The organism is Virgibacillus byunsanensis (assembly GCF_042675965.1).
Lineage (GTDB): Bacteria > Bacillota > Bacilli > Bacillales > Amphibacillaceae > Virgibacillus_R > Virgibacillus_R byunsanensis.
Genome location: NZ_JBHTKJ010000008.1, coordinates 1 through 16,422 on the forward strand (window position 1 = coordinate 1; position 16,422 = coordinate 16,422).

A 16,422-nucleotide genomic window follows, 5' to 3' on the forward strand; every position below is an offset into this window, starting at 1 on the left:
TTGAGGAAAGGTCCCCTCCTACTTGACCCATTAAGGCTTGGCGATAAGCCAAGTTTTCTAATGTTTAGGGTAAGTGGAGCTGGAAAATTAATCAACAGGTGGGGTAATTGATCAAGAGGCGGGGGAATCATTCAAGAGAGTGCTGTAATCGATCAAGAGGCGAGGAAATCGATCAACGGAGTGCTGTAATCGATCAAGAGGCAAGGTAATCGATCAACGGAGATGAAAATTGATCAAGAGGCTGGGGAATCGATCAAGAGGGATGAAAATCGATCAAGAGGCAGGGAAATCGATCAACGGAGACGAAAATCGATCAAGAGGCGAGGAAATCGATCAACGGAGACGAAAATCGATCAAGGATAGTGGAAAATCGATCAAGAGAGTGCTGTAATCGATCAAGAGGAGTAAAAATCGATCAAGAGGCAAGATAATCGATCAACAGAGACGAAAATCGATCAAGGGTAGTGGAAAATCGATCAAGAGAGTGCTGTAATCGATCAAGAGGGATGAAAATCGATCATGAGGCAAGGAAATCGATCAACAGCTACAATTATAGATCAAAATCCACTCATTATAGATTAATAGTACGCCATCTCTAATTAACCCAAACCAGCAAAAAAAGCTGACGCACCCATTACGGGCACGTCAGCCAATCTTCAGCAATCTTACAAGTATTCCTCAAACCAGCGGCAAATGTGGTTTAAGCGTTCGATTCTCATTTCAGGCTTACCGCTTCGGCTTAGTTCATGGTTTGAACCAGGGAAGCGCACAAATTCAACTTCTTTCCGCAAGTGCTTCAGCGTTATGAAAAGCTGTTCGCCTTGTTCAACTGGACAACGGAAGTCTTGTTCACCATGTAAAATTAACAATGGTGTCTCTACATTTTCGGCATATTTTAATGGCGAGATTTCCCATAGTTTAGTAGGGTCATCTAATAAGTTAAGACCATGCTCCCATTTCGTAAAGAAGAAACCAATGTCACTTACACCGTAGAAACTTAACCAGTTGGAAATAGAACGTTGTGTAACAGCTGCTTTAAATCGGTTTGTATGGCCGACAATCCAGTTTGTCATAAAGCCGCCATAGCTTCCGCCTGTAACTCCCAGACGATCTTCATCGATAAAGTCATACGCATCAAGTACATAATCAACTGCACGCATTAAGTCGGTATAGTCTTTTCCGCCATAATCGGTACGACATGCGTCAACGAATTCCTGTCCGTATCCATGGCTTCCACGTGGGTTAGTGTATAGGACAACATACCCTTTTGCTGCTAGTAATTGCATTTCATGGAAAAATGTTTGACCATACATCGCATGTGGTCCACCATGAATTTCTAAAACGAATGGGTGTTTCTTGCCTTCTTCAAAGCCATAAGGACGTAACAACCATCCTTGGATTTCCCATCCATCTTCAGCTGTTATCGTTAAGGTTTCTGGTTCACTTAAGGAAACCTCGCTTAGGAAATCTGTATTGGAATTTGTTAGTCGTACTAATTCGCTATCCTGCTTTAGTTGATAAAAATTACATGGATTTGTTGGTGTACTGATTCCTAGAACAAAGGAATCATTAACTTCATTATAGGAAAAACCAAATACATGATTTTCATCTTTGTAGAGTACTTCCAATTCGCTGTTTAATGTTACTTGATACAAGCCAGTTGCACCAAAATCAGTTCCTATGAAGAATAGTTTATTCTCATCTTTAGACCAAACAGGCCCTGTAGTTGATTGACCTAACCTGGTATCTCCGATCATTGAATCACCAAGTTGCATATCCCATTCCTTACTTAAACAGTAACGCTCGCTAGTTGCTACATCAAATACGTACAATTCATTTAAAGTTGCACCCATGTACGCATACTCATGTCCAAAACTAGCAATTTTATTACCACTAGGCGAAAAACATGCGCTGTTATAGGCTCCTTCTCCATCCGTCAGTTTTACTACTTCCTTGGTGGTTAGGTTTATTGTAAACAGATCATTTATAAGTTCATAATCTGCTTCGACATTGAGGTTGGCAGTAAATAATACTAGATTTCCATCAGGTGAGATGTCTTCAACGTTATGGTGAGCATCAGCTGTCGTTAATTGCGTGAATGATTCATTTTCTACATCCAATACAACGATTTGGCTGCGCTTATTATCGTGAAACCCTTGTGCGTCTGATTTATACTTTAATCGATTTACCACTAATGGTTGTTTACTTTTCTCTTCTTTTTCTTTTTGTCGTTCTTCGTTTGAATGTTCCTTCTGGTTTTCTACATCATCGTCTTGATCTAGTGAGGCACTGAAAATAATGTGCTTTCCATCTTTCGACCACTCGGGGCTTGTCGCACCGTTTTTAAATGTGGTAAGCTGTTTTGCCTCCCCCCCCTCTGTTGATAACAACCAAAGCTGTGGAAGGCCACTTCTACTAGACTGAAATACTACTTTTTTTCCATCTGGTGAAAAGCGGGGATTACTGTTCTTTTCTCCGAATGTCCATTGCTTCGCATCACTTTCATGTAAAGACTGAAAAAAGATATTCGATTCATAATCATTATTCTCTGTTGCTTTTGTTGATACATAAGCATATGCACTTCCATCAGGGGTCAACTGAGGGTCACTATGTACAGAAATGTTGGTTAAATCCTCTGCGATTAAAGCACGTTTATCTTTACTCATAAAAAAGCCCTCCTAGGCGATATAGATTTACTAAAGTTCTTATAATTCTAAACTATTTCGAATGACGAATCAATTAGGTTAAACTAATTTTTGCAATTTTGTTTCTTGTCTTACGTTGTTTAGAAAAGCTCTCAATTCTTTCGGTTTTTTGAAAATTAGAATGTTTGTATCTTGAAGGTCTGCTAACCGTTCATAGATAGCAGGAGTTTTAATCTTGTTAAACTGAAGAATCCATTGGAAAAACTCCCAGTCCAATTTTTCAGGACAGTCTTTTCCCATATCTGGTCGTGTTATATTGCGGTATTTAATTCTTCGCTTGGTATTTCCGTACAGACATCTAAACGTGGGATAATGTAAGAATATGACGGTGTCTGCTATTTGCAATCGTAAATCCATTGTACTTCCATAGTTTCCGTCGATAATCCAAGTTTCTTTATTTAAGATATGATTTTGTTCCTCTATCAATGCATCACGTTGGATTGGAGTCCAACCAGGCTTCCAAAAAATAGCATCCAAATGATAAACAGGAATAGTAACTATAGAACCTATTTCTTTAGCTAATGTAGATTTTCCAGCACCACCATTACCGATTATGGCAATTTTTCTCATACGCACCACCTACATAAAAGGATTTTCTAACAGAAGAATTATCTTAACATAATTTTCGGAAAATCACACAAAAAAGAAAACCTTTTGTGCAGGTGACAAAAGGTTAAACAGATTGATTAATTTTATTTATTTTAATAGAAGCATCTTCTTCATATTTTTGTTGTAGTTGCTTGGTAATAGTACCTGGCTTCCCATTCTTTATAGTCGTATTATCGACCTTTACGATTGGCATAATTTCCGAAGTACTACTAGATAAAAATAGTTCGTCTGCCATTGCAATGTCCTCGACAGAAAATCCTTCTTCCATAAAAGGGATATTTAGATCTGAGACAAATTTTTCAACACGCATGCGTACACATCCATGTAGTATTCTATTTGTTGCTGGATGGGTATACACTTTTCCATCTTTAACAAGGTAAACATTAGCAGCGCTGCATTCCGTTATCAAACCATCCATGTGTAAAATAGCTTCATAGCAATTATTTTCTTTTGCCTCTTGTTTTGCTAGAACGTTTGGTAACAGATTCAAACTTTTGATAAAACAATATTCCCAACGAACGTCTCGTGCAGTAATGGTAGATACACCATTTTCTAAATTTGCTAGGTTACGAGATAGGTCTTGTGCATATGCATAAAAGTTCGCTGATACATCTGAAGGAAAAATATGATCGCGTGGAGCGGACCCTCTTGATACTTGCAGATAGACTTTTCCATCTTCTTTCATATTGTTTCGTTCCAGTAGTTCCAGTAATAAATCATTAATTTCTTCTTTTGTAAATGGAAGTGTAATTTTAATTGCCTCTGCTGAACGGAATAATCGATCCACATGTTCGGTGAGTAGATAGTAATTTCCATTGTATATACGAATTACTTCATAAACCCCATCACCAAACTGCAAACCACGTTCTTCAAATGGGTACTTCAAATTATCACGATGTGTGAATTTTGTTTGTGACAAAATAATTGGGTATACAGACATTTTCACAGCCTCCTTAAAGCTTATGAATAGTTTATACTTTCTAAAAACGCTTGTAAATGGTTGATTCACTATTTAGTGATAAAAAAGTGATATCTATCACTGAGATTATTTTTGAGTTCGATATAATAAGGGTATTCAACAAAAGGATGTGGTGTTTGATGGAACCTTTATTAAGTCGACTAGAATCCTATGATTATGACATACTTATGGCTAACTCCAAACAAATATCGGTAGGTAAAGGTGAGTATATTTTTAAAGAAGGAGATCCATCAAACTATTTATATTTCGTACTAAAAGGTGAAATTCGTATCTTTAAATATTTGGGAAAACATAAAGAAATAACTATTTTTACGCGTGGTAAACAGGATGGATTTGGTGAAATCGGTATATTTAGTGGTGAGAAGTATTCTAATTCTGCATTAGCCCAAAAGGACAGCCTCCTATGTTGTATATCAAAAAAAGATATTGAAACCATTCTGTCCCATAATGGTAGATTAGGCATACATGTAACCCAGTGGCTTGCTGAATCATTAGAAGCAAGCAAGGCCAAAATGCGTGATTTTATTGCATTTGGTTCAGAAGGGGCTGTCGCCTCTGTATTTGTTAGGTATTCAAATATGTATGGGATAGTTACCCCTGAAGGCATTCGTATTACAGAACCAATCATGATCCGGGATATTAGCAAACATATTGGAATTTCCAGAGAAACAGTAAGTCGAATTATTAATAAATGGAAAGAAGAAGGTATTATTTCAAATAACAATAAATACTTTCTATTAAAAAATGTAGATTACTTTAAAGAACTACTCTTTTGTGAAAACTGTGGTGTGGAGAATTGCGTCATATAAGGGTAAGGCTGTAATCATAAACGTAAATAGATTACAGCCTAATAAAAAAATAATAGTTTACTATTGATTACTATCCAATGAGTTGTTATAATAAGAATCGTTCACCAAAAAAGGACAAGAAACGCACTTCTTTATCATGCGGGTGTAGTTTAGTGGTAAAACCTCAGCCACGAGCAAAACATCCACCGAGTAAGTTTCGAGTTGCCCCGAAGCATGGACAACCTTGAATATGCTAGTAGATGTAGGGGCATGTCAGTACGTGAACAAAATGCAATAATAAATCTTTTATCATGCGGGTGTAGTTTAGTGGTAAAACCTCAGCCTTCCAAGCTGATGATGAGGGTTCGATTCCCTTCACCCGCTCCATACATATGTCTTAACGCAGTGTTTCGTAATAACTAATTTACGAAGTGTTGCGTTTTTCATTTTCTCCAAAAAACCCCACATTCCCTAAAATAGAAACCCATATAATAACACTTCACTTGAATTAAACTTCTCTAGAATAGTATTCTAAAGAGACATACAAATTAAAAAGTTGAGGGATTTAAGATGAAACAATTAATGCAGCAACTTACACAAATGGATGGAAAAGGATATAAAGCGTATAAAAGTGTTCAAGGTCACTACACATTTGATGATTTTGATTTATATATAGATTATGTGCAAGGTGATCCATTTGCGACTCCTTCTAAAATTCGTGTAACAATTCCAAGTGATAAACGTCCAATTAAGGATGAGTGGCTTCAGACATATGCACGAAAGGTAGCTACAGAAGATGCGCTTGCTCGTGTTATTGGGAAAGCTGTTTCAAGTGACAAACCTTTCATTAAAGGGTCTGGCAAAAGTGGACAGATTCTTTTTGATAAACCTGACCAGGAAATTCTGGAACGAAGTGCTGTACAAATTACTCCAAACAGGACAACTGTGTGCATATCCGTTGGGCTTCCTGCAAATGGACGTCGAATTAATGGAAAAGAAGCTGAAAAACTATTTTCCCAGGCAATCCCGAGCATTATAAACAACTCTATTTTCACTATTACCGATGCACAAATTAACAAAGCTGTTGAGCTCGCTGACCAACAGGAAGCAATTCGTAAGGAAATGCATAAGCATAACTGGATTGCTTTTATTGCTAATGGTTCTATTTTACCAAGAGAAAGCGGGATAAGTAATCGTCCACTGAAAAATGCGGTACCTTTTCAAAGCCCTGCTGAAAATGAGGTGACGATTCGTATTCCATATCAATCTGAACCGTTAAAAGGGATGGCGATCAAAAAGGGAATTACATTAATCGTTGGTGGAGGTTACCATGGAAAGAGTACCATTTTGCAAGCAATTGAACGTGGTGTATACCCTCATTTAAAAGGCGACGGTCGGGAGTATGTTTTAACCGACCCTGATGCTGTGAAGATTCGTGCTGAAGATGGAAGGCAGGTTACAGGTGTGAATATCTCACCATTCATTACTAATTTGCCACACAAGCAGAATACGCAGGTTTTTTCAACAGAAAATGCAAGTGGCAGCACGTCACAGGCAGCTAATGTGATGGAAGCATTGGAAGCTGGTGCAACTACATTATTAATTGATGAGGATACAAGTGCGACGAACTTTATGATTCGTGATCATCGAATGCAGCAGTTAGTAAGTAAAAATAAAGAGCCAATCACCCCATTTATTGATAAAATAAAACAAATGCGGGATCAACTGGATGTGTCTACCATACTCGTTATGGGTGGATCAGGTGATTATTTTTCTGTAGCAGATCGAGTTATCATGATGGAGGCATATATTCCACATGATGTCACCTCAAAAGCAACGGAGATTATGGAAAAATACCCGATCGAACGTGATGCAACAGCTGAAGAGGTGTTTGGTGACATTTCAGCTAGATATTTTCAACAAAATACCCTACAAACGAAAAAAGGTAATCGAGAGAAGACGCAGGCAAAAGGCTTAACAAAGATTTTAATGGGACGCACCGATATAACGTTTGATAGTACCGAGCAATTAGTTGATGCTTCACAAACACGTATGATTGCTGAAATCATACAATTTCTAGATCGAACCAATGGTCTTGGACAGAAATCACTATATGAATTATTAGATGAAATAGATGAGCAAATGAACAAAAAGGGTTTAGCGTCGTTTACCACCTTTAAAAATCAGCATCCTGGTGATATTGCACGTCCACGACGCTATGAAATTGCAGCTGTCCTGAACCGGATTCGGACAGCCACTGTTAAACAAAAATAGAAGGGAGGGTAATTGTATGAATACCGATCAGCTAAAACAAGAGATTATTGCCTACAGCAAAGAAATAGGTATTGATAAAATTGGCTTTGCTTCAGCTGATGTGTTTGGCGAATTAAAAGAAAGACTTAGACGCCAGCAATCATTACAGTATCAGTCAGGCTTTGAAAAAGGGTCAGTGGAAGAACGTACAGAACCACAACGATTATTGCCTGAAGCACAATCGATACTCTCGATTGCAATTGCCTATCCATCCCGAATGAAGGATCCACCAAAAAGTACAAAAGCAGAACGTCGCGGAATTTTTTGCCGTGCATCATGGGGAACAGATTATCATGTTATATTACGTGATCGCCTGGAGAAGCTATCTGCTTTCATTAAAGAAAAAGTTCCAGATGTAGAAAATAAACTGATGGTTGATACAGGCGAGTTATCCGATCGTGCAGTTGCAGAACGTGCTGGAATTGGCTTCAGTGGAAAAAATACGGCAATTATTACACCGGAGTTTGGCTCATATGTTTATTTAGGTGAGTTAATGACGAATATTCCATTTGTACCGGATGAACCAGTTGATGATAGTTGCGGAGAATGTACAAAATGTATTGACGCATGTCCTACTGGAGCGATTGTTCAGGGCGGTCAGTTAAACGCCCAGCGCTGTATAGCATTTTTGACCCAAACAAAAGGCTTCCTGGAAGATGAGTATCGAACAAAGATTGGTAACCGGTTATATGGTTGTGACACATGCCAAGTTGTATGTCCGAAGAATAAGAAGATTGATTTTCATATTCACCCAGAATTGGAACCTGAGAACGAAATTAATAAACCAGTATTAAAGCCAATGCTGCGAATATCAAATCGGGACTTTAAAGAGACATATGGACATATTGCTGGTTCCTGGAGAGGGAAAAAGCCCTTGCAACGTAATGCATTAATCGCCCTTGGTCATTATAAGGACAAAACAGCTGTTGATGAGATGATTGCTGTAATGAGTAATGACCCAAGGCCTGTCATCCGTGGAACAGCAGCATGGGCACTGGGTAAAATTGGTACAGATGAAGCCTTTACAGCAATTAAGAAATCCATGGAAAAAGAACAGGATGAACAAGTATTGTTTGAAATGGAAAAAGGACTGGACTTTCAACAAGAGCTGTCTGCGACGAAATAAATTCAGGAAAAGAGGAATTGTTGATGGGGAAAGTTACACTATATTACGATGAGATGGATTCACCAATAGGCACATTACTGTTGGTTAGTGATGGAGAAAAAGTCGTTCGAATTGAGTTTGGGGCATTGGCTAACTTAACTGACAAAACAAAGAAATGGTTGGGGACCCATTTCGGTGAACCGATATTTGTTCAGCATCCGGAAAAAGTAAGACAAGCTAAAGATGAGCTCATGGAATACTTTGCAGGTAAACGAAAAGAGTTTACCGTTGATTTTAGTTATCATGGAACTCCTTTTCAAAAAAAAGTTTGGCAAGCACTCTTTCGTAAAATACCTTACGGTGAAACCAAAACCTATAAAGATATAGCAGTTGCTGCTGGAAATCCAAAAGCTGTCCGTGCTGTTGGTGGGGCAGTTAATAGAAATCCTTTTTCCATCGTTGTTCCTTGCCACCGGGTTATTGGAACAAATGGAAAAATGGTTGGTTACGGGGGCGGACTAGATAAAAAAGAATATTTACTGGATCACGAGGCTAAGTAACTATGAAACTTTTTCCTATAGTGTTTCGTACTATAAGCAAACAGGATAATCTATAGTTATTCTGTTGTTTTTTTTTAGAAAACCCCTGGCTATGCCGGGGGTAACGCTCTTTCTTTTTAAACACCTGACGGGATTCCTAAGCTTGTATTTCCTTATGGACAAGAGCAAGTTAATAAAGCTATCGACACGCAAGTTTCGTTAAAAGATAAAAAGAAGTACGGAAAGTCTATTTCGTGGTCCGTCGAAGACCACGGTGATCATTATATTTTCAAGTGTATCGTAGATGTACCTGAAAAAGAAGGTGAAAACTACAGCAAAAGGAATGGAGTTATCGGTGTTGACCTGAATGTTGACCATATTGGATGGTCAAACATTAACGCCATTGGTCAGTTTATTAAAAGTGGAGTCCTCCGCTTTGATATTGAAAATAAAAGAAGTGGTCAAATGACAAAAATGATCGAAGCTGAAGCCATCGCTTTGGTAGATATGGCTGTTCGTGAAAAGAAACTACTTGTATTAGAAAAATTAGATACGACAAAATCAAAAGTATCCCATGCATACGGCAATAAAAAAGCAAACCGTCGCATGTCGGCTTTCGCATATGATAAATTCATTTCAGCCATTAAAAACCGCGCTGAAAAAATGAGGATTCACGTTTACGAAGTGAATCCTGCATACACCAGTCAAATCGGTAAAATGAAATATATAAAACGTTTCGGCATTTCGATACATCAAGCAACTTCGTTTGTCATTGCTTGAAGAGCAATGGGTTATAAAGAAAAACTCCCACCAATGTTGCATTCCCTATTACCAGAGAAGATGATAGGTCTGCATCACTGGGCGCAATGGAAGAAAGTCACTACCCTCCTGAAAGACATTCGTACGAGTACATACTATCAATCAGAACTTTTTGACGAAAACCAGTTTCGCGAAAGTGGACTCTTGTTTCGAGGGGCTCTTACAGACTACGAAACAAAAGGAATGGATAAGTTGAAAAGTAGAAAAACCACAGCCTAGTTGAACGGGCTATGGTATTCTAGGAATCTACTTGGGTTCTTAGCTTTCTCCTTTTGGGAGTCCCCTTCCCCGAAATTTCATTAGAAATTTAGGTGGGGGGTAGTTCATTAGTGGGCAACAAGTAAGAGCTAACTATCATACAGAAACTAGAGAAGACAGGGAAAAACGGACAAGGACAATGTTGATATTAGGAATTATTGGTCTGCCACATGTAATTGTAGGAGCGTTACTCCTTCTTACAATATAATATGCTTTTGACAAGCATTCTCTCCATATACTCTTAATGGAGGGGATTTTTTATGGAAAAATTAGCGAATATCTGGCTCGATTTCTTACAGTCAGAACCGAAAAATGATACATGGTGGGATAGGAAAAAGAAATTATGTGATGTACGACAAGCGGAGATGGTGCGAATCAATGGAAAAGGGCGAATTTTTCACACGTTACAGTATGACAGAGAAATAAACTACCATTATTTACTTCATTTATCCATGTTAGTGAAGCAAAACGATTACATGTATTTAGAGGAGCAGGTTATTCCTTATCAGTTTCGTGTTATTAATGGCGAGGTTATCGACCATCAGGAAATGGAGAAGCCGATTGTATTAAGTGGCAATACAGTAATGCCTGAAATTACGAGGGATTTATCAAAGCAACGATTTTCCTATAATAGACTTGCTGCAGTAAAGTATGCTGAACGGTGGTGGAATAGCTATAACCCAGCTTATGAAAAATTTGATGTCGATTGCACAAACTATGTATCTCAATGTCTCAGCGCTGGTGGAGCCCCCACGTATGGAGCCCCAAATAGAGGGAGTGGCTGGTGGTATAGTGGGGGAAACTGGAGCTATAGCTGGGCGGTTGCACATTCCTTGCGCTGGTATTTAAGTGGATCAACGAAAGGACTAAAGGGAAAAGAGGTCCAATCTGCTAATGAACTATTGCCGGGGGACATTATTTGTTATGATTTTCAAGGTGATGGCAAATTCGATCATAATACAATTGTAGTTGCAAAAGATACGAATGGAATGCCACTAGTAAATGCTCATACAGACAACAGTCGAAATCGGTATTGGTCTTATGAGGATTCTACCGCTTATACACCCAATATAAAGTATAAATTTTTCCGAATAGGTGAGTAAATGATATACTAATGAAGTTATTATAATGGTAAGGAGAATGTATAGTGAGTTTACATGTTGTATTATATCAACCAGAAATACCAGCAAATACCGGTAACATAGCAAGAACATGCCTGGCAACAGATACGACACTTCACTTGATACATCCATTAGGATTTTCAACGGATGATAAAATGTTGCGACGTGCTGGCTTGGATTATTGGAAGAATGTTGATATTAAAGAATATAGCTCGATTCAGGAGTTGTACGATACCTATCCAAAAGGGGATTTTTATTACATTGAAAACTTCGGTACAAAGCATTATACCGATTATGATTATAGTAATGTGGAGCCTGAATTGTTTTTCGTATTTGGAAGGGAAACAGATGGTATTCCGAAAGAACTGCTTGAAGGTAAGGAAGATAAGTGTCTTCGCATTCATATGAATGATAAGGTTCGTTCATTAAATTTATCAAACACAGCTGCAATTATACTTTATGAAGCATTACGTCAACAAGGCTTTCCAAAACTGTTATAAAAAAACCGTCATGCGATTAAAATCACATGGCGGTTTCTTCTATTAAGACTTATCATTGATTATGCTTAGGTACACCTGCTTTTGCTTCGTATCCGGAAGTGAGACATGAAGTGATAAACACAACGATTACTCCCATAAGTAGAAAAAGATTCATCAAGGCGCCCTCCTTTAACTTTATATATGTACAATCACTATATTATTATTCTGTCCTTATTATAGCGAATAAATCACCAGTTGTGAACCTTGAAGATACCAATGGAGAAAAATTTCTCAAAAAGTCAGTGGGAATGGTATTAAAAAAATATGGAAAAGCTAACTCTTTTGTTGTTTCTATACTTGAATTGGAGTATATTAGTTGATGAAGTCATTCGAGAGTTCTATAATGTTACATGAGTGTGAAAAGACGTTTTATCGAATTAAGTTAACTTCTAATGGGGGTATATAACGTGGCACATAACGAAGAATCTAATAAAAGATTCTGGGAAAGATTTCATGGCCCAAACATGGGTTATGTAGAAGAACAATATGATCTATACAAACAGGATCCAAATGGTGTTGATCCTTCTTTAAAAGAAATTTTTGATCAGCACGGAGCGCCTGATTGGATGTATCAATCAGATAGCTCAGTACAGAGTACGTCTCAAACTACTTCTATAAATGATGTGAAAAAATTAACCTCAGCGATGAAACTTGTTGAGGCTATTCGCCGTTTTGGCCATCTAGAAGCAGATATTTATCCAGTTGGAAAAAGAAAACGTGGATCAGATTTGGTTGATCCCAAAACATATGGATTATCAGATGATGACTTGAGGAGTATTCCTGTATCATGGTTATGGGAACAGGCGCCAGCTGGTGTAGATAACGGCTATGATGTAATTCAGCAACTGAAAAAGTATTATGCAGGGAAAATTACCTTTGAATATGATCATGTAAATAACGATGATGAGCGTAAATGGTTATTGGAACGAATTGAAACTGGTGAATTCCATTTAGCCTTATCAAAAGAGGAACAAAAGCAATTATTAGAGCGACTTGCACATGTAGAAGGCTTTGAAGGGTTCTTACAAAAAACTTTTGTAGGACAAAAACGCTTTTCTATTGAAGGCTTGGAATCAATGGTACCAATGCTTGACCGTATTGTAAAATATGCTGCTAAAGATAAAGTAGAACATATTATGATGGGTATGGCACACCGGGGTCGTCTGAGTGTTTTAGCCCATGTGTTAGGAAAACCTCTAGATAAAATATTTTCTGAATTTCATCATTCTCCAGATAAGGAACTAATTCCATCTGAAGGATCGATGGGCATTAATTATGGCTGGACTGGTGATGTGAAATATCACTTTGGCGCAACCAAAGAACTGCATGAAGGAGATGAAACGGCAACACGCATTACGCTTGCTCACAATCCATCTCATTTAGAATTTGTAAACCCTGTTGTTGAAGGTTTTGCTCGTTCAGCCCAGGATGATCGTTCAAAATCAGGCTATTCAGAGCAAAACATTAATAAAGCGATTCCTGTTTTAATTCATGGTGATGCGGCATTTATTGGAGAAGGCGTAGTTGCAGAAACACTAAATTTAAGCGGTTTACCAGGTTATCAAACAGGTGGTACTCTACATATTATTGCGAATAATCTTGTAGGCTACACAACAGATCAAGAGGATGGAAGATCGACTCGCTATGCAAGTGACTTAGCAAAAGGTTTTGAAATCCCAATTATTCATGTAAATGCAGATGATCCAATTGCTTGTGTATCTGCTATCCAAATTGCTTATGAATATCGTCAAAAATTTAATAAAGACTTTTTAATTGATTTAGTAGGTTACCGTCGTTATGGCCATAATGAAATGGATGAGCCAAGAACGACACAACCACATCTTTACCAAGATATTGATGAACATCCAACTGCTGCACATGTTTTTGCAGAAGCATTGACGGGAAATGATGTAATTGTTGAAGATGATTTTGAAAAGATTAAACAGCAAGTAGAAGATCGATTGCGTGAGATTTATGATGGTATGAACGAAAACAAAACAGGTGAAATTGAACCGAAAAACATGCCTAAAGTTTTAGAAAACGGTTTGGATCAGTTTAAAACAGCGTTTCCAGTAGAAGATTTAAAAAAGATTAATGAAGACCTATTGAAACGCCCAGAAGGGTTTACCGGATTCAAAAAGCTGGAAAAAATATTAAAACGTCGCGAGAATGTTTTAAAAGAAGGCAATAAGGCTGACTGGGGCGCAGGGGAAGCATTAACATATGCATCCATACTGCATGATGGAATTCCCATTCGCTTAACAGGCCAGGACACAGAACGAGGTACATTTGCGCACAGACATATGGTTCTACATGATGTTAAAACAGGGGATGAATATTGTACATTGCATGGAATAGATGGTGCTAATGCCTCTTTTGACATTCGAAATAGCCCACTTTCTGAAGCTGGTGTGTTAGGGTTTGAATATGGTTATAGTGTGAATGCACCAAACACATTAGTTATTTGGGAAGCGCAATTTGGTGATTTCGCTAATGCTGGACAGGTAGTATTTGATCAGTTTATTTCATCAAGCCGTGCTAAGTGGGGCGAAATATCAAACATGGTAATGCTCCTGCCTCATGGTTACGAAGGTCAGGGGCCGGAACATTCAAGTGCACGTTTAGAGCGCTACTTACAACAAGCTGCTGAAAACAACTGGATCGTTGCGAATGTTACGTCATCTGCACAGTTCTTCCATTTAATGCGTAGGCAAGCAGCTATGCGTAATCGTGAAGAAGCACGACCACTCGTTCTTATGACACCGAAAAGCTTGTTACGTAACCAGCGTGTAGCATCACCTGCAGAGGAATTTTCAGAAGGGAAATTCCAACCGTTACGTCAACAGCCGAATTTAAAAGTAAGTAAGAAAAATGCGAAACGATTATTAATTGGCAGTGGGAAAATAATGGTCGATATTGAAGAAGCAATTGATAATTCCGAGGAAGACTTCAATTGGCTCCGTGCAGTACGTTTAGAACAAATTTACCCATTCCCGAAAAAAGACTTAGAAAAAGTACTTAAGGAACTTCCGAACCTTGAAGAAATCGTTTGGGTACAAGAAGAGCCTAAAAATATGGGCAGCTGGGATTTCGTTGATGATTATTTGAGGGATTTATTACAAGAAGGACAATCGTTGCGTTATATTGGCCGTCCAAGACGTTCCGCACCTGCAGGAGGAGAGCCGAACGTGCATAAAGCAGAGCAAAACAACATCATTCAAAAAGCTATCAACCGAGGAGGAGATTCCAGTGAAAGAAATTAAAATTCCAGAACTGGCAGAGTCTATTACAGAAGGTACAATTGCAGAATGGCTCGTCAAAAAAGGTGACAGAATTGAAAAAGGTGACCCAGTTGTTGAGTTGGAAACTGACAAGGTAAACGTAGAAGTAAATGCTGATAATGCTGGTGTCCTTACAGAAATTATTTGTGAAGAAGGCACGGATGTTGAAGTAGGCGACGTGATCGCTAAAGTAGATGAAAATGGTGAATCTGGTGGAGAAGCTTCTGATGAAAAAGAAGAAGCTCCAAAAGAAGAAGCAAAGGAAGAACCTGCAAAAGAAGAGAAAAAAGAAGAAAAGCAAACTCAACAACAGGATACTTCCGAGGATACGAACAAACATGATGTTATTGCAACACCTGCAGCTAGAAAGCGTGCTCGCGAGTTGGGTATTGATCTTAGCAAGATTCAACCACGTGACCCACTAGGACGCATTCGCCCGGAAGATGTGGACTCAGCTTCAAAAGGTGGAAATGAACCAAAAGAATCGAAGCCTGCGAAAAAAGAAGAGCCTAAAAAATCCGAGAAGACGGAATTCGAAAAGCCGGTAGAACGTATGAAAATGTCACGCCGCCGTCAAACGATTGCCAAACGCCTAGTTGAAGTACAACATGAAGCAGCAATGCTAACAACATTTAATGAAGTAGATATGACAGCTATTATGAAACTTCGTAGTGAGCGGAAAGAAAAGTTCGTTCAAAAGCATGACGTTAAATTAGGTTTCATGTCATTCTTTACAAAAGCCGTAATTGGTGCATTGAAAGAATTCCCATTACTAAATGCAGAAATCCAAGACAATGAACTTGTACTGAAAAAGTTCTATGACATCGGTATTGCGGTATCGACTGAAGATGGTCTTGTTGTACCTGTTGTACGTGATGCCGACAAACTTGATTTTGCTGGAGTAGAAAAAGAAATTGGTAATCTAGGTAAGAAAGCACAAAATAAAGAATTGCAATTAAATGATCTTCAAGGTGGGTCATTCACGATTACGAATGGCGGAACATTTGGATCCATGTTATCTACACCTATTTTGAATGCACCACAAGTAGGAATTCTTGGAATGCATAATATCCAAAAACGTGCTATGGTCATGCCAGATGATTCTATCGAAGTTCGTCCAATGATGTATCTTGCCCTATCTTATGACCACCGTATTGTAGATGGTAAAGATGCGGTGCAATTCTTAGTTCGTATTAAGCAATTGCTTGAAGATCCATACGATTTATTACTAGAAGGATAATTAAAAATTAAATGTAGACCCGTTATACATGATCTTTGTATGACGGGTTTTTTTGTGGTTTGAGTAATGTGTTTCCGCAGAGTTAAGAGTCAAGCACGGAATAAAGCAGATAAACGCGGAATAAAG

The 16,422-nt window shown here is 38.3% G+C and carries 15 protein-coding genes and 1 tRNA gene; 13 read left to right on the forward strand and 3 right to left on the reverse strand.

Features of this window, described 5'->3' with window-relative positions; all coding sequences use genetic code 11:
• Positions 1 to 222: 222 nt before the first annotated feature.
• On the forward strand, positions 223 to 363 hold the full coding sequence (locus ACFQ3N_RS04010) for a hypothetical protein (RefSeq protein WP_390359802.1): 141 nt from the start codon (positions 223 to 225) through the stop codon (positions 361 to 363).
• A 302-nt stretch (positions 364 to 665) separates the two neighbouring features.
• On the opposite strand, the gene ACFQ3N_RS04015 is transcribed toward ACFQ3N_RS04010, so the two are convergent.
• From ACFQ3N_RS04015 to dat, 3 genes are all read right to left on the reverse strand, one after another.
• The gene (locus ACFQ3N_RS04015) at positions 666 to 2,666 is read right to left on the reverse strand and encodes a S9 family peptidase (protein WP_390359804.1); all 2,001 of its coding nucleotides are present in this window, start codon (positions 2,664 to 2,666) and stop codon (positions 666 to 668) included.
• Between the two features lie 78 nt (positions 2,667 to 2,744).
• Positions 2,745 to 3,275, reverse strand: a complete 531-nt coding sequence (locus tag ACFQ3N_RS04020; RefSeq protein ID WP_390359806.1) for a DNA topology modulation protein — start codon at positions 3,273 to 3,275, stop codon at positions 2,745 to 2,747.
• Positions 3,276 to 3,378: 103 nt separating this feature from the next.
• The gene (gene dat / locus ACFQ3N_RS04025) at positions 3,379 to 4,254 is read right to left on the reverse strand and encodes a D-amino-acid transaminase (RefSeq protein ID WP_390359808.1); all 876 of its coding nucleotides are present in this window, start codon (positions 4,252 to 4,254) and stop codon (positions 3,379 to 3,381) included.
• A gap of 158 nt (positions 4,255 to 4,412) precedes the next feature.
• Here dat and ACFQ3N_RS04030 point away from each other — a divergent pair, with 158 nt between their 5' ends.
• From ACFQ3N_RS04030 to odhB, 12 genes are all read left to right on the forward strand, one after another.
• Positions 4,413 to 5,102, forward strand: a complete 690-nt coding sequence (locus ACFQ3N_RS04030; protein ID WP_390359810.1) for a Crp/Fnr family transcriptional regulator — start codon at positions 4,413 to 4,415, stop codon at positions 5,100 to 5,102.
• Positions 5,103 to 5,394: 292 nt separating this feature from the next.
• Positions 5,395 to 5,468, forward strand: a tRNA-Gly gene (locus tag ACFQ3N_RS04035).
• A gap of 183 nt (positions 5,469 to 5,651) precedes the next feature.
• Positions 5,652 to 7,355 carry an ABC-ATPase domain-containing protein gene (locus ACFQ3N_RS04040; RefSeq protein WP_390359812.1) on the forward strand — a complete coding sequence of 568 codons (1,704 nt, stop codon included), beginning with the start codon at positions 5,652 to 5,654 and terminating at the stop codon, positions 7,353 to 7,355.
• A gap of 16 nt (positions 7,356 to 7,371) precedes the next feature.
• Positions 7,372 to 8,520 carry a tRNA epoxyqueuosine(34) reductase QueG gene (queG, locus tag ACFQ3N_RS04045; protein ID WP_390359814.1) on the forward strand — a complete coding sequence of 383 codons (1,149 nt, stop codon included), beginning with the start codon at positions 7,372 to 7,374 and terminating at the stop codon, positions 8,518 to 8,520.
• 23 nt (positions 8,521 to 8,543) lie between these two features.
• Positions 8,544 to 9,059 (forward strand): methylated-DNA--[protein]-cysteine S-methyltransferase, encoded by a 516-nt coding sequence (locus ACFQ3N_RS04050; protein WP_390359816.1) that lies wholly within the window; start codon positions 8,544 to 8,546, stop codon positions 9,057 to 9,059.
• A 444-nt stretch (positions 9,060 to 9,503) separates the two neighbouring features.
• Positions 9,504 to 9,818, forward strand: a complete 315-nt coding sequence (locus ACFQ3N_RS04055; RefSeq protein ID WP_390359818.1) for an IS200/IS605 family accessory protein TnpB-related protein — start codon at positions 9,504 to 9,506, stop codon at positions 9,816 to 9,818.
• A gap of 33 nt (positions 9,819 to 9,851) precedes the next feature.
• Positions 9,852 to 10,076 carry a hypothetical protein gene (locus ACFQ3N_RS04060; RefSeq protein ID WP_390359820.1) on the forward strand — a complete coding sequence of 75 codons (225 nt, stop codon included), beginning with the start codon at positions 9,852 to 9,854 and terminating at the stop codon, positions 10,074 to 10,076.
• A 106-nt stretch (positions 10,077 to 10,182) separates the two neighbouring features.
• Positions 10,183 to 10,323, forward strand: coding sequence for a DUF5316 family protein (locus ACFQ3N_RS04065; protein ID WP_390359971.1), 141 nt, complete (start codon positions 10,183 to 10,185; stop codon positions 10,321 to 10,323).
• A gap of 52 nt (positions 10,324 to 10,375) precedes the next feature.
• Positions 10,376 to 11,218, forward strand: coding sequence for an amidase domain-containing protein (locus ACFQ3N_RS04070; RefSeq protein WP_390359822.1), 843 nt, complete (start codon positions 10,376 to 10,378; stop codon positions 11,216 to 11,218).
• Positions 11,219 to 11,262: 44 nt separating this feature from the next.
• Positions 11,263 to 11,736: a tRNA (uridine(34)/cytosine(34)/5-carboxymethylaminomethyluridine(34)-2'-O)-methyltransferase TrmL gene (gene trmL, locus ACFQ3N_RS04075; RefSeq protein WP_390359824.1), complete on the forward strand. Its 474-nt coding sequence runs from the start codon at positions 11,263 to 11,265 to the stop codon at positions 11,734 to 11,736.
• 446 nt (positions 11,737 to 12,182) lie between these two features.
• The gene (locus tag ACFQ3N_RS04080) at positions 12,183 to 15,038 is read left to right on the forward strand and encodes a 2-oxoglutarate dehydrogenase E1 component (protein ID WP_390359825.1); all 2,856 of its coding nucleotides are present in this window, start codon (positions 12,183 to 12,185) and stop codon (positions 15,036 to 15,038) included.
• Positions 15,025 to 16,296, forward strand: a complete 1,272-nt coding sequence (odhB, locus tag ACFQ3N_RS04085) for a 2-oxoglutarate dehydrogenase complex dihydrolipoyllysine-residue succinyltransferase (protein WP_390359827.1) — start codon at positions 15,025 to 15,027, stop codon at positions 16,294 to 16,296. The genes ACFQ3N_RS04080 and odhB overlap by 14 nt, the downstream gene beginning before the upstream one ends.
• Positions 16,297 to 16,422 lie beyond the last annotated feature (126 nt).

What these genes read in the sequence shown, in the direction of transcription:
- queG (WP_390359814.1), top strand. Translation starts at nt 7,372, where the DNA reads ATGAATACCGATCAGCTAAAACAAGAGATTATTGCCTACAGCAAAGAA.
- ACFQ3N_RS04030 (WP_390359810.1), top strand. Translation starts at nt 4,413, where the DNA reads ATGGAACCTTTATTAAGTCGACTAGAATCCTATGATTATGACATACTT.
- ACFQ3N_RS04050 (WP_390359816.1), top strand. Translation starts at nt 8,544, where the DNA reads ATGGGGAAAGTTACACTATATTACGATGAGATGGATTCACCAATAGGC.
- ACFQ3N_RS04015 (WP_390359804.1), bottom strand. Translation starts at nt 2,666, where the DNA reads ATGAGTAAAGATAAACGTGCTTTAATCGCAGAGGATTTAACCAACATT.
- ACFQ3N_RS04020 (WP_390359806.1), bottom strand. Translation starts at nt 3,275, where the DNA reads ATGAGAAAAATTGCCATAATCGGTAATGGTGGTGCTGGAAAATCTACA.
- ACFQ3N_RS04040 (WP_390359812.1), top strand. Translation starts at nt 5,652, where the DNA reads ATGAAACAATTAATGCAGCAACTTACACAAATGGATGGAAAAGGATAT.
- ACFQ3N_RS04055 (WP_390359818.1), top strand. Translation starts at nt 9,504, where the DNA reads ATGACAAAAATGATCGAAGCTGAAGCCATCGCTTTGGTAGATATGGCT.
- dat (WP_390359808.1), bottom strand. Translation starts at nt 4,254, where the DNA reads ATGTCTGTATACCCAATTATTTTGTCACAAACAAAATTCACACATCGT.
- ACFQ3N_RS04010 (WP_390359802.1), top strand. Translation starts at nt 223, where the DNA reads ATGAAAATTGATCAAGAGGCTGGGGAATCGATCAAGAGGGATGAAAAT.
- ACFQ3N_RS04070 (WP_390359822.1), top strand. Translation starts at nt 10,376, where the DNA reads ATGGAAAAATTAGCGAATATCTGGCTCGATTTCTTACAGTCAGAACCG.
- ACFQ3N_RS04060 (WP_390359820.1), top strand. Translation starts at nt 9,852, where the DNA reads ATGTTGCATTCCCTATTACCAGAGAAGATGATAGGTCTGCATCACTGG.